The organism is Paenibacillus sp. TAB_01, from assembly GCF_043945595.1.
In the GTDB taxonomy this organism is placed as follows: Bacteria; Bacillota; Bacilli; order Paenibacillales; family NBRC-103111; genus Paenibacillus_S.
The window spans coordinates 518,052-532,294 of sequence record NZ_JBIFNP010000001.1; the positions used below are offsets into that span (position 1 = coordinate 518,052).

At 41.6% G+C, this 14,243-nt stretch carries 8 protein-coding genes; all 8 read left to right on the forward strand.

Going from position 1 to position 14,243, the window contains the following annotated elements; translation table 11 throughout:
- Positions 1-9 precede the first annotated feature (9 nt).
- The 8 genes from ACHHV8_RS02625 to ACHHV8_RS02660 all read left to right on the forward strand — a co-directional run bounded on the left by ACHHV8_RS02625 (position 10) and on the right by ACHHV8_RS02660 (position 14,172).
- Positions 10-4,236, forward strand: a complete 4,227-nt coding sequence (locus tag ACHHV8_RS02625) for a sacsin N-terminal ATP-binding-like domain-containing protein (protein WP_395156501.1) — start codon at positions 10-12, stop codon at positions 4,234-4,236.
- Between the two features lie 13 nt (positions 4,237-4,249).
- Complete coding sequence (locus ACHHV8_RS02630) at positions 4,250-5,959, forward strand: NERD domain-containing protein (RefSeq protein ID WP_395163405.1); 1,710 nt, start codon at positions 4,250-4,252, stop codon at positions 5,957-5,959.
- A 272-nt stretch (positions 5,960-6,231) separates the two neighbouring features.
- The gene (locus tag ACHHV8_RS02635) at positions 6,232-7,161 is read left to right on the forward strand and encodes a hypothetical protein (RefSeq protein ID WP_395156503.1); all 930 of its coding nucleotides are present in this window, start codon (positions 6,232-6,234) and stop codon (positions 7,159-7,161) included.
- A 731-nt stretch (positions 7,162-7,892) separates the two neighbouring features.
- A complete protein-coding gene (locus tag ACHHV8_RS02640) occupies positions 7,893-8,150 on the forward strand; it encodes a SurA N-terminal domain-containing protein (RefSeq protein WP_395156505.1) in 258 nt (85 codons plus the stop codon).
- A 5-nt stretch (positions 8,151-8,155) separates the two neighbouring features.
- The gene (locus tag ACHHV8_RS02645; RefSeq protein WP_395156507.1) at positions 8,156-10,222 is read left to right on the forward strand and encodes an AraC family transcriptional regulator; all 2,067 of its coding nucleotides are present in this window, start codon (positions 8,156-8,158) and stop codon (positions 10,220-10,222) included.
- 169 nt (positions 10,223-10,391) lie between these two features.
- On the forward strand, positions 10,392-11,897 hold the full coding sequence (locus ACHHV8_RS02650) for an extracellular solute-binding protein (protein ID WP_395156509.1): 1,506 nt from the start codon (positions 10,392-10,394) through the stop codon (positions 11,895-11,897).
- A gap of 30 nt (positions 11,898-11,927) precedes the next feature.
- The gene (locus ACHHV8_RS02655; protein ID WP_395156511.1) at positions 11,928-12,830 is read left to right on the forward strand and encodes an aldo/keto reductase; all 903 of its coding nucleotides are present in this window, start codon (positions 11,928-11,930) and stop codon (positions 12,828-12,830) included.
- Positions 12,831-12,843: 13 nt separating this feature from the next.
- Positions 12,844-14,172, forward strand: coding sequence for an ABC transporter substrate-binding protein (locus ACHHV8_RS02660; protein ID WP_395156513.1), 1,329 nt, complete (start codon positions 12,844-12,846; stop codon positions 14,170-14,172).
- The last annotated feature ends 71 nt before the right edge of the window (positions 14,173-14,243 follow it).

The window sequence follows — 14,243 nt, forward strand, 5'->3', positions numbered from 1 at the left end:
TAATATCCCATGGAAGAGAAGAAATTCGTACAAGATCTATATGATGATAAAACAAAAAATGATAGTAATTCGAAATCACTAGCTAGACTTTTAAATGTACTTACAAAAACTGTTTTTGGAGATGCAAACCGATTTGTTTTTGAATTGATACAGAATGCTGATGACTCTCCCAAGGACAAGGGCCGTAGAGATGTAGAAATTGAATTTAGGCTTATAAATAACAATTTGATATTTAGTCATAATGGAAAGCACTTCACTAAAGAAGACGTGAGTGGTATCTCCGACGTGGGTAGTGGAGACAGCGGTAAAACAAAAGATCTTGAAAAAACGGGGTACAAGGGGATTGGTTTTAAATCTATATTTGGAACGTGTGATAAAGTATATATCTTATCCAATAAGTTCACCTTTAAATTTGATAAACACTATGATGTGTGGAAGAATACACAAGAGTATCCATGGCAGATAATTCCCATATGGTTTGAAGAAACTGATTTAGAAAGCGAACTTAGAGCAGAGCTCAATAAGTCAAAGGTTACCACAATAATTTCGTTAAGTGATAGAGAAAAGGTTAAGAATGAGATACTCCATGTTTTAGAAGATCCAAGAGTCATGTTGTTTTTGCGCCATGTTAGCCAAATCACTTTTTTTGATATGAATAAAAAATTATTGGAAATTAGTTGTAAACAAGTTGGTGATGATTCGAGGGAAATATTTGTTAGTGGGCAAATGCGCAGTAAGTGGATCTATAAAGAATTTGTTGTTCCTGTAGATGAAGAGACAAAAGAAAAAGTAAAATTGCTTGATGCTGCCGTATGTCCAGATAAACTGAAATTTTCATCACATACCAAAATTACATTTGCCGCCTCTGTTTTTAATGATGAAATACAAGAAATATCTGATGCTCTATTTTATTCTTATTTACCAACGAAGGCTAGAAGTGGATTTAGCTTTTTGGTTAATGGTGATTTTATTACAAACGCTGAAAGAACTCAAATTCTCGAGAATGATTGGAATAACTTTATATTTAAACAGCTAGCTATTTGTAAAATTAAATGGATCTCTGAACTAGTGGAGAACACTAAATTTAAGTATGAATTCACGAAATTGATTAAAACCCATTATACACCCGTAGGATCTTCAGAACTAAAACAATCATACAATGATGGACTTGATGTAGCGATTGCAAAGACACCTTTTATCCCGAAACAGGACAAAGCGGGGTTATTAAAAGTTAACGAGAGTATTTTAGATAGCACTGGATATTGCGAGGAATTTAACCCTTCAATAGTCACCAACCACTACAATAATAATTATGAAGTTGCTGCTTGTAAAATTATTTATCCCAATAGATTGTCAGCTTTAGGCGCTAAGAAAATTGAAATTAAGGATTTATGTGAGATTTTTAAAACTGCAGCGTTTATAGAGTTATGTAACTCTAATTTAGAGTTCAATATAAAACTTGTTCAGTTTTTATATAATAAGGATTCTCATAAACAAAAATTTGATTGGGCAAAAACACTGAAGACAGCTGCTTTTTTGTTGAGTGACAGTAATAACTTGAAATCTCCTGAAAATGTATATTTTCCGATATTTGAAGGAGAAAAAGAAATTAATAATATAATTGGATTAATATGCATAAACGAAAGGTTATATGAAAGTGTTAAAAGTAACAAACAGTTGCTAGATTGGTTGAAAATGTTGGGGGTAAGAGAACCTTCAGATATTGAAATAATACGTAAGTCAATAATTGAAATGATAAAAACCAATTCAATAAACACTAATAATGCAATACAAATAGGGAAATTTGTTTTCAAGGTATATCAGCAAGGTCGACTCGATGATAACGATTACAAAAGTTTACGGGCATTAAAATTGGTAACCACAAAAGGGGCTTTAGAATTACCCAGTGAATGTTATTTATCAGATTTTTATGGGCCAGAATTGAAAATAGAAGAAATACTTCCCGAAGGCAAGTATGTAACCGGTAAATACGTTGAAAAAGAATCGGAAATAAATAAATGGAGATTAATGTTAATCAAATTGGGGGTTAAAGAAAAAATAGGTATCAGAATCGAACCTATTATTGAAAGAACATCGATGATTAATAAATATCCATCAGTAAGATCTTATTTCGAATTTATTGACAATGATGGAAGTTTTTATGATAGCATAACTAAGCCATATATAAATAATGGACAGCATGGATTACAAAATGCTGTTATTATTGACTATTTAGAACATAGCAAAAATTACAATTTCTCTATTTCATATTGGAAAATGATATGTAGAAGTTGGGAAACAATTCGTTCAAATTGTGAAAAAACAACTTATTATACAAGAATAAATAATAAGCCAGTAATTTCTTATTTTCAATACTATGTTAAAAACCATCCTAGTATACCCGCTAATAATAACCAGTGTTACAAATCTACTGAAATATATTCAGAAAACTTGAGGAATATAATCAAGGATTATTACCCTGCTGTTCATGAGTCTATCAGCTTCAATAAAGAACAAGAAGAATTTTTGGGGATTAAAACACAAGTTACAATTCAAGACTGCTTATGTTTATTGAAAAAAATTGAAGATAGTCAAGTTGATAGAAATACATTGAAACAGATAGAAGCTATATATAAACAACTTATAAGCAATAAACCTGTTTATGATACGGAACATAATATCAACGATATGAAATTATTGGCAACAGATGATACTTTTCATTATACTTCATTACTTTATTTTTTTGATGTAGAAGGGCAGCTTCCACCTACTAATTCAAAATATTTTATTAAAGTGTCAGATTCACTAAAAGACAAAGATATCTTGCTCAATTTTTTTGATATTCAAATTATTAGGAATGATGATCTTCAACTAAATGTAACAGATAAGTGTCATGATTTCGAACTTATAAGCGAGTTGCATAAAAAAGCAAAATACTTTGCTACACTTCTTTCGAATGTCAAAGCTGAAGATCCAATGGAAACTTTGATTAGGTTTAAAGAGAAACTTACAAAAGTTAGCTTTTATAAAGCCCGATCTTTATCCTTATCTTTTGCAAATAAAACTGGTATAGAAATATATAATCAAAATGTTGATTCGTGGTATGATACGGATTCAAATTCGTTGTATTATGTTGGTCAATATAATAATCCGTTGACTCTGTATAATTTAAGTAGTTCTTTGAGTTCACTTTTTGAGATGGAAGGTAAAGATAGAGAGGTGGGGTTAATAATACAGCTTTCTAGCACCGAGATTGAAAGCTGGCTTAATTCAAAGGGCTACGTTGTCATTCAGTATGAACCTAGTAAAATTGAAGAGTTTAAGTACGATGATATTGTCATAGAAGATCTAGATTATTTTGCTGATATTGATCCGCAACTTGAAGAAGACAGTGATTTTGAGACATCAATAGAAGTTGTTGAGGATGATGAGTATTTTATCGAGAATACTTCTTCTGGTAATAACCATAAGCCAAATAAGTTAGATCACTATATTAGAGAGAAGAATTCTGGGATCTACAGCACTTCTAATATAGAAGAAGATGACCGCCTCGAAGAGCAGCATAATTACGAACATTCTACAAGCTCAGTAACATTCACGGATAATTTCAACCTCAGTAGTCAAAAGAAACGTTTGATTTCATTTGTTTCAAGTAATCCAATTGAGTCTTCTTTGTTAGGAGTGGAATATGAACGAAAGTTGCAATACCAATTATTAGCTAGAAAAATTGTATTTGAATATGAGGAAAAAGCAGGGAGAAGGGCGATTCAACCTTTTGAAATGGAAGAAGCCTATGATGTTATTTCATTTAGTGGTGAAGCAGAAGAAATAAGTCGATATATTAAAGTATTTGGTTTTATTGGTGAGTGGAACAACTATGAAGTAGTGCTTTCACATTCACAAATGAAAAAGGCCAAAGACTTAGTAGATAAATTTTGGCTATACGTCGTTGAATTCGTTGCGGATGAACAACATGTACGAATTAACCGTATACAGGATCCGTATAATAAAATCACAAATTATGTTCTTGATTATGGGTGGAGAGCAATTGCAGAAATAAACAATCCATTGGATAAATTAATTGTAGGTACTAAAATAAATCACTTTGTACATGGGTTAGGGGTTATTAAGGGTGAAATTAATAGGGGGAAACTAAAACTTTTAATTGTTGAATTTGAAAGTGGAGAAAAAAGAATTCCCATAAATATAACTCAAATGGATATTTTGGAGGACTAAGCAAGTGGCTAATATGATACCGGATTTTACTGAATCACAACTCTCTCAGATTGAATCCAAGGGTGAGGTTAAGGTATATCGAGCTTTAAAAGAGGGACTTCCTAATAGTTATTACGTATTCTCCCAAGTAGCATGGATTCTTAAGCGAGAAAATGAGGAAGCACAAGATGGAGAAACTGATTTTGTTATTGTTCATCCTAATTTTGGATACTTGTGTATTGAAGTAAAGGGCGGAGGAATTTCTTTTGATGCTGCTGCTAATCAATGGTTCTCTACAGATCGTTACGGGCAGAACAATTTAATAAAAGATCCAATAAGGCAAGCTCAAAAAGCAAAATATTCGATCCGAACAAAGCTTTTTGAAACCGAGGAGTGGAAACAGTTTGGAGGCAAAAAAATTACGAATGGACATGCTGTGTTCTTCCCGGATATTAGAGATCCCAGACTATTAGAAAGACCAGATATGCCGGCAGATTTAATTGGAACAAATACTAACTTAGCCGATATTAAAAAGTGGGTAGAAGATTGTATAGATTTTTGGACTGATGATGATCAAATATCAGCTCCTATTGGGCAAAAGGGACTAGATATTTTTAAAAAGGTTTTCGCAAAATCTTTCTCTATCAAACCGCTAATCTCAAGCAGTTTAAAAATGGAGGAAGAAGCAAGGTTACTCCTAACAAACGAACAAGTTAAGGTGTTGGATATATTAAGGAAAAAACGGCGGGTTGTAGTTAGTGGCGGTGCTGGAACTGGGAAAACTGTACTTGCTGTGGAAAAAGCGAAGCGATTAGCCAGAGAAGGGTTTTCAACACTATTAACATGTTATAACCGTCCACTAGCAAACCATTTGGCTGAAATTTGTAAAGATACAGATGGATTAACTGTTATGAGTTTTCATCAACTTTGTTATACAAATATCAAAGAGGCTAAAGATATGAGTGGTATTGACTTACTAGAGGATGCAAAAAAAACATATCCTGGTGAAGATGAGTTTGATGTGCAACTTCCTAATGCCCTTGCATGCTCTTTGGATATTATCACTGACAGATATGATGCAATAGTATGTGATGAGGGTCAAGACTTCAGAGAAGAATACTGGTTACCTCTTGAATTAATGTTGACTGATGAAAAATCAAGTCCATTCTATATCTTTTATGATGATAATCAAAATTTATATTCCCGTGTAAGTACATTTCCAATAGCTGAAGATGAAATATACCCACTTTTAAGAAACTGCAGAAATACTGTTCAAATTCATAAGGCCTCATATAAATATTATAAAGGAGACCCTGTTGAACATTCTAATTTAGACGGCTTGGAACTGCAGTTTGAAGATGCAATTAATATTAATAATCAAGCTATCAGGATCCATTCTAGAATTCAAAAATTATTACTAGAGGAACAGGTTGAATCTAGTAAAATTGCAATATTAATTGTAGATGCTAAAAACAAAAGGGGTTATTTACAAGCGCTTGAGAAACATCCGCTACCCAAAGGACATCACTTTTCAGATATCGAACAAAGAAGTGATAGTTCAGTATTAGTAACAACAGTTAATAAGTTTAAAGGATTAGAGTCTGAGATAGTATTTTTATGGGGCATGGATTCTATTGATATTCAGGAACACAGAGAACATTTATATGTTGGCTTAAGTAGGGCGAAGTCTATACTAGTGGTTTTTGGAAATGAACAAACCTGCTCATATTTTCAAACTGTATAACATTTATTTCTTTAAGATCGAGTTCCTACATTTAATCTGGATCCGCGCCAATGTGTTGGAGACTTAGCTGATCATATAAGTGAATGTGAATAATCATATTCCCGCGGCGCATTTCATTACAGAAGTCGATAAAGCAGTTTTCCTATTGACTAAGGGAAAGTAATTACGTTCCTTGTTTTTTAGGATATGATTGATAAACCTGGGAATTCCTATTTTTTATGATTTTTTTGAGTATAACTACAAAAGAGATCTCATGGAGGGGCAGATCTTATTTGAAATTACTAATAAATAAATTGAATCTAGTATATCCACCTATAACTAACCAAGAAGGTGCCTGGCTATGGAATGTTCCAGAGGTTCGTGATTTCGTAAAAGGTAGTAAGTTGTATATGATCGGTCACAGAGAAGAACTCAAATTTATTAATGAGCAGTTCATTTCTGAGGGAAGAGGAATTATCCAATTTCAGTTAGCAACAGCAACTCACAAAAGTCCGATAATACAAATTTCTTTGTACCATTGCTTGCCAGATATTGAGGACGAAATTAGCATCGAGCTTGGAGAGAAACTGTTCCGTATTAAAGACAGTCAGGGCAACGTTCTACAATGGTACACTCCAGATATATTGCTTTATCGTTACTGGAAAAATCAATTAACTATCCGTATTATCGATGATACAGAATTTAATTATCGGGATTTTACAAGATATGAACTTTATTATGTTGGGATATCAAAAAATAATGACAGTTTCTCTCGATTATTTGATGAGTCCCACCATGCAAGATTAAAAATACTAACGAACGAATACCCTAAAAGTTCGGGGAGATTAACAGATGAGTTATTAATTTTTATGTTTCAAATCGATAAATTAAATATAAATATCTTCGATAGAATTGAAGATATCGATGAACAAATTAACTACCATACGGAAGATGAAATTGCAATTATTGCAGATGCTGAAAAGGCGTTTATTAAGTTATTGGAAACAAAATATAACGAAGTGAAATATAAGAACTATCCTAATGGTGATGATGGACTTTATAGTGAGGGATTGGATAGATATTGCTTTTACATCGGTGAAGACATTACATTTTATACTACTAAAGGGGATTTTATTGGAGCATCAGATGTTCACGATCACGCAGACATGATCTTCGTTGAAAGTGAAGTTGCTAAGGTTGTTAAAGAGACAATAGATAGTTAGTATTGGTTCAGGTCATCATATAATAACATGCTGTTTATTTCAGTGTATGATATAAAAAGTCTCAATAAACATTATAAAAACAGCCCCAAATAGGCTGTTTTTGTCTCATTTGATCCTATAACTAACACCTGACTTTTCACCCAAATAACTGTCCAGGAATAATAAAACCTGTCCAGGAACACACCAAAGACTGGAAACCGCACGGGCTTTTCCCCAAGCGATTCTCCAGTCTTTTTCTCCGCCGCGGCGAACGATGCAGGGATTACTCATCCCGAACACCTATTCAAGCGAAAATTCAGTTTCTCAGGCTTTTGAACAGGCTCTTATCCCAAGCATTTAAGACCCTGACACCAGCTTTCACCTGTCATTTAACTTGCCCTTCTGCCCTTTAATTATCATCTCATTCCGTTCACAATTATCCCGATTTTTCAAGTAATTTCCAAGCGTTTTTTCCTGCTTTTATCCCAACGAATACGAACGTATGTATCGTAACCCCCTAATTCTCTCGATTCCTTGAGTCTACTCTACTGACAGAGGTACATTGTATTTTTGTACCCTCCTACACCCAAATACTCCCCATATGTGCTGTACCTCGTTCATGTCTATTTTCCTGCCGATTGTTCTGAGGCTTATTTACTACTGTAAAATGATATGTCTTCCAATCTGTATAAACTGATATAGTAAAGCTATGTAAGCGTTTAATTGTGCTGTGACTCGAAAGGGGATAGACAATGCTAAAAGTACTTACACGAACAAGGGGAACGATTTTTTGGACGACAACGAAAATCATCATGCTCATTTGCTGCATCCCATTCATTCTTACCGGCATCATTTTTTATTTTTTCGGCTCGGAGGTCATCAGCAATGAGGTTAACAAGGCGCATGCTATGCAGCTTGAGCAGTCCATCCAGCAGATTGACGATTATTTGTCGGGGCTGGAGAAATTCGTGGTCGGGTTTCCCTCGATCCAACCTTTGATGATTCATTGAACCGGATGGATTTTTCCTGGGAGTTCGAAAAAACGAAGGATTTGTTAAAATCCCTTTCGCTCATGAAGGAATCAAATTCGCTGCTTAGCAGCGTTGCCTTATATTTGCGCAGCGCCAATGTGGTCATCGGAGATGAATCCGGACTGCTACCTATCGAGATGGAGGACGAGCAGGAGCTGTTTCGCTCCCTGATGCAGAGCCCGCAAACGATTTACTGGGATTATGCGCTTAAGGCGCCGAACAAGCCGGACTCTTCCTATAAGGCGGTTGTGGTCAAGCTCCCGGGCGACCAGCTGAAGGATTCCTTCGGCGCTTTCCTGTTATATTTGGATCAGAATAAGATCAATTCGATGGTCAGAAAGCTCGCTTCCGGCGAAGGTGTTTCTTACCTGATTAACGAGAACGGCGTCGATTTGACCACCGATCGCCAAAACGATCAACAGGACCGGAAGGAGTTTATGCTTGCGCTGATGAGCGAGATCAAGGAACGTCCCGGCGGCGGCAGTAATTTTAAGCTGGAGTGGAAGGGGAAAGCCTACTCCGTATTTTACGGGAGCATTTCCAAGCTGGGCGGGAAATGGACGGTCATTTCCGCAACGCCGATTTCTCAGATCGTCGCTCCGGTTACGTTTACCACGAGGACGATCGTTGAAATCAACGTCATATGCCTGGTGCTCAGTCTGGTAGCGTCTTGGATCGCTTCGAATAAAATTTACGCACCCATCCTCCATCTGAAATCGATGTTTGGCTCGGGCAAAAGCGAACAGGAGGAGGAGCACAACGAGATTTCGTATATCGAGAATCAATGGCGCAAGCATCTGAACGAGAAGGAATTAATCACCTCGCGTATGGAGCAGTCGATGCCGGCGTTAAGGGATAACTATTTGCTGCAATTTTTGCAGGGCAATCTTTATTATCATACCGGTGAGGAAGTCGTCGAGCAGCTCCTCCGCGTCGAGTGGGATGTCCGCAGCAGGCGGTTTGCTTTCCTCGCGGCGCAATTGCATGGCATGAGCGATCTCGGCGACAAGTTCTCCCCACGGGACTCCCAGCTGCTTACGTTTGCAGCCTCCAATATATTGTCGGAGATTTGCTCGCAGCATTTGGAGATGACGCATATTATCAATTTTCAGGATTTATCCGTCGGAGCCTTCCTCGTTTCCAATGCGGACAGCAGCCATGAGCAGTTCCATCAAGAGATGTACCGCTGCGGACAGGCCTTTATATCGGCGGTCAATAATGTGCTTAAGCTGAAGGTGACGATCGTAGCGAGCCATATCGTCGACGCGGTTACGGAAACCCCTGCGGCGCTGGAGATGTCCCGCAAGGCGCTGCGCTTCCGTGATCTGCATGCGTCCAACCAGATTTTGGACATGAAGGACTTTATACCGGGAGACCGGCGACACAAGCTAACATATCCGTTCGAGCTGGAGCGGGACATCGTCTACGCAATCAGCAGCGGCCTGGAAGAGGAAGCGGTCGGATTGATCCGCCAATTTTTGTCCGTGGTGGTGGAGCAAAGCGAGGGTACGGAGCTGATCGTGCAGCAAAGCATGATGAAACTGCTTGGGGCCATTCAGGATTTGATCATCCGGTATAACCTGAATTTATACGATATGTACGACGGCGTTCATCTGTATGAGCAGCTGATGCATATTCATGAGCCGGAGGAGATGCTGGACTGGTTCCAGCATAAGCTGATTCAACCGTTTATCCGCATGCTCTCCATTACATACGACGCCGATATTAAGCTGCAAATGGAGCAATTTCTGAACGAGCTGAAATCCAATTTCTTATCGAACACTTCCCTGGAGGCTTACGCGGAAAAAATGGGCATGAGCCCATCCAAGCTGAGCAAAGCTTTTAAACAGTTTACGGGGGAAAACTTTATTGATTATATCGTCAAGCTCCGCTTGGAGCATTGCAAGGAGCTGCTCCTTCATTCGGAGATGAAGGTGAACGAAATATCCGATCTATTGAACTATCAGCCCTCCTATTTGATTCGTATTTTCAAGAAATATGAAGGGATGACGCCGGGGTTATTCCGCGAAAAACATAGGGGGAAAGGGTGAAAATAGGGAAAAACAGCCCCCGTCAAAAAAGTACTATTGCCGGAAATTGCCCCGTCGTCACGGGAAATCGGCAGCCGGCACCGCGTGTAAAAAGGTTATCATTGCCCGAAATTCAGTCTCTTTGTAACGTAATAGCTGAATTGAGCCATTGAAAGGAGAGGTTCAGTGAATGAGAAGCAAAGCTGTCGTAAGCGGGTTCATCGTATGCATGCTGGCAGGGGGGATGACGGCTTATTCCATTGGAGGGGCATCCACAGTTCAGATGTTAAACAAACGTTCCGATGAAAACGGGGCGCCTGCGGAAATCAGCATCATGACCGAGTTTCATACGCCCGAGCCCCCGGGGCCGGACAATCCGGTTCTCAAAGAAATCGAGAAACGGACCGGTACGAAGCTGAACATCATTTGGGTGTCTCCGAACAACTGGGATGCGAAGCAAAGCGTAGCGCTCGCTTCAGGCGACATGCCCGACCTGATGAAGGTGACGGATATGTCCAACCCGCTGATGCAACAGATGGTGAATCAGGGGCTGTTCTGGGATTTGTCACCGTATCTTGCGAATTATCCCCATCTGACGAAGTACCCGAAAAGCGTATGGGATTCCACCAAGATCGATGGGAAAAATTATGTCATTCCTTCTGTGAGGCCGATCGAAGGGGCAAATTTTTTGGCCGTGCGCAAGGATTGGCTCGAAAAGCTGCACCTGCAGATGCCGTCTACTACGGAAGAACTGTACGAAGTGTGGAAAGCGTTCGCAAACGAAGACCCGGACGGGAACGGCCAAAAAGATACGTACGGCTTCAATATGAGGGATTGGACTCCTTTGCTGGATAACATCTTTAACCAAAACAACGGCAAATGGAAGGTCAGGGACGGTAGCCTCATCGATATCGCGACTGAGCCCGGTACGCGGGCCATGCTTGTTTTTTTGCACAGAGCGTACACGGACGGGTTGATTCCGCGAAATTTTCCGATCCTCAAAATGTCTCAGGCGGAAGAACTGGCGACCCGGGGAAAAGCAGGCTTTACGACGGACACGGTGCTCGGCCTGTGGAGACAAATCGCCCAGCCGATGCAGGAGAAGCCGGACGCGGACTTTTTGGCGCTAACTTCGCTTAACGGCGTTGTGATGCAATCCCAAGGCTTTATAGGCGTCTATTTGATTCCCAAAAAAGTGCCGGAGGAAAAGCTTCGGAAGATCTTATCGCTCATGGACTTCGGAGCTTCCGAGGAAGGAGCCTCTTTGGCGATCAACGGGATTAAGGATGTGCACTACAAAGAGGTGGACGGCTTCAAAATTGCGACAAACCAGGCGGGTCTGGACAACATTTCGGTCAGCTCTTTCGGGAAAATTTTCGAGCGCTTCGATAACTATTTGTGGGCATACGCTCCCGGCATGCCGAAGCATATTTACGAACGCAACAAAAAAATTATCGATGACAGGTCGAAGGTGAGCGTGCCCGATCCCTCCATCGGTCTCATTTCCCCTACGGCCATTCAAGTCGGCAGTGAATATAACAAAAGGATCGAAGATATGAAGGTCAGAGTGGTGATCGGCAAAGAATCGATCCAAGCCTGGGATCTCTTCGTGGATGAGCTGAAGAAGGACGCGCAATACCAAAAAATGATCGTCGAAATGAATGCGGCTTATCAAGGCAAAATGAGCAAGGAATAGTCTCAATTAAACAGGAGGAGGGAGCAGGGGATGAAATACGTGGATTTTGGGAAAACCGGGCTTAAGGTGAGCCGGATTGCGGTAGGCGGCTATCCGTTTGCTGGCGTGAACAAAGCGCAGGGCTGGGATCCGCACAGCGATGAAGGAAGAAAGACAGCGATTCGTACCATCCATACCGCACTGGATGCCGGGATTAATTATATCGATACAGCTGCCGCATACGGAAACGGGCACAGCGAGTCCATTATCGGCGAGGTGCTGAAAACACGCCGCGATGATTGCTTCGTGGCGACCAAGGTTTCCTATAACGGAATCGATAAAGCGGGAGTCATCCAGAGTGTCGAAGCGAGCCTGAGACGGCTGCAGACGGACTATGTCGATGTGATCCAGTTCCACGGGGGCATTTACGACAATGAATCGTATGACCGGATCGTAAACGGCGGATTGCTCGAAGGCTTGCAGGAGCTGCGGCGGCAGGGTAAGGTGCGGCTGCTCGGACTTACGACGGAAGACGCCCATTCGGCCTTGAATTTGTGCAATACCGGCTTGTTTGACGTCGTACAGGTCAATTACAACATCATCTACCAGACAGCCGCGCTCCATTTGCTGGACTTGACGAGGGCGAAGGGCATGGGTGTCGCGGTAATGCGGCCGATGACCTCCGGCATCTTTCAGCGGCTGATGGAGTATTTGTCGCCGGAGCTTGCCTGGCATGAGGATCTTTATTCGCTGTGCCTGAAGTTCCTGCTGTCGGACTCAAGAGTCCATATCATCAATGCAGGTATGAGATGGCCGGAAGAGGTGGAACGCAACGTCCGGCTGATCGACGCGTACGAGCCTCCGCTGGACATCGTCGAACTGCCGCGAATGACTGTGAAAATTTACGAGACGGACGATCTGAGGAACGGATTTGTCCCGCCCGTGAATCCATAAGGAGGGTAGACCCATGAAGTATGGTAAGAAATTAGGAGCGCTCATGACCATATTTTGCATGATGTCCGTTATCGTACTGGGATGCTCGACGGATTCGGGCTCCGCTCCGGCCGGGGGAGACGGGGCGAAGTCAGGGAAGGTGACTCTGCGGATTGCCTGGCAGACGTCGCCGGCCGGCGATAAGGTGAACCAGCAGCTGCTGGAGTCGTTTAAGAAGACACATCCCAATGTGGAGTTTGTGATCGAGACGGCGGAATCGGGCAAATATCCGTCGAAAATCTCGATGGACATAGCGGCGGACAACGTACCCGACACGTTCTTCTATTGGCGGCCGGAGCCGAGCTACGGCGTAGACAAATTCATTCAGGCCGGCGCTTTGGCGGATTTGTCGGAGATTCAGAATGAGGCGTTCTTCAAGGATAATTTTGCCGACTACGCTGTCAGCACCTCAACCGTGAATGGCAAGCTGTATGCGATCCCGACCGGCTATGCGTTCATCATGTTCCTCGCCAACAAGGAAATCGTCGATAAGCTGGGCCTGAAGCTGCCGGAAACGTGGGATGAGCTGGTTAACCTCACCAATGTCGCCAAGGAAAAAGGCTACATCCCGTGGGGCATCTCAACCAAGCCGTTTGCCTCCGGCTGGGAAAGGCCGCTCGGCTACGTGTTCGACCGGTTCATGACGAACAAGGGCGAGAAAGGCGCACTGAACGCCTTTGGCGGCAAGGTGCCGTTTAATTCGCCGGAAGGGATTGCGGCGGCCGAGCATTTGTACGATCTGGTCGCAGGCAAATCCGCTCCCGATTCGACGACGCTGGACGATACGCAGGCTACGTCAAAATATTTCAATACCGAGAAAGCGGTATTGTTCATTAACGGCACGTACGCTTTGCCGACGATCAAGCCCGAGCTGCTGCCGAAGCTGGTGCCATTGAAATTCCCGCCGATTCCAGGAGCGGCCGACAATAATCCGATCCAGGACAAGGACCTGACCGAGGTCGCTTATGTCAGCAGCAAGGCGTGGGCCGACCCGGTGAAAAAGCCGATCATGCTCGACTGGATCAAGTTCTTATGCAGCCAGGAATTTTCCGACGCCAAGGTGTACGATCAGCAGACGTTGACTCCTAATCAGGATCTCCAGCTCGATCCGACCAAGGTGGCGAAGATTCTCATCGATGCCAAAGCGATCGCCGATCCGGCCGATCAGGTGAAATGGCCGCTGTCCTTCGCCAATCCGGAGCGGAAGGAGCCGTTCTACAGCATCTATTCCGAATTTTGGGCCGGTAAATACACAGGCAAGGAGTTTGCGGAAAAGCTTCAGGAAATTTTTTATCAGAAGTAAGAAACAGGCTGCAGGGTGCGGCGACTCGTTGGCGCTTTACTTCGCCGCGCCTTCCCAGCCCCATTCTGATG

Bases quoted from the DNA above. Each gene is read 5' to 3' on its own strand.
- ACHHV8_RS02645 (WP_395156507.1), top strand. From the start codon at position 8,156: ATGGATTTTTCCTGGGAGTTCGAAAAAACGAAGGATTTGTTAAAATCC.
- ACHHV8_RS02655 (WP_395156511.1), top strand. From the start codon at position 11,928: ATGAAATACGTGGATTTTGGGAAAACCGGGCTTAAGGTGAGCCGGATT.
- ACHHV8_RS02625 (WP_395156501.1), top strand. From the start codon at position 10: ATGGAAGAGAAGAAATTCGTACAAGATCTATATGATGATAAAACAAAA.
- ACHHV8_RS02660 (WP_395156513.1), top strand. From the start codon at position 12,844: ATGAAGTATGGTAAGAAATTAGGAGCGCTCATGACCATATTTTGCATG.
- ACHHV8_RS02630 (WP_395163405.1), top strand. From the start codon at position 4,250: ATGATACCGGATTTTACTGAATCACAACTCTCTCAGATTGAATCCAAG.
- ACHHV8_RS02650 (WP_395156509.1), top strand. From the start codon at position 10,392: ATGAGAAGCAAAGCTGTCGTAAGCGGGTTCATCGTATGCATGCTGGCA.
- ACHHV8_RS02640 (WP_395156505.1), top strand. From the start codon at position 7,893: ATGCTAAAAGTACTTACACGAACAAGGGGAACGATTTTTTGGACGACA.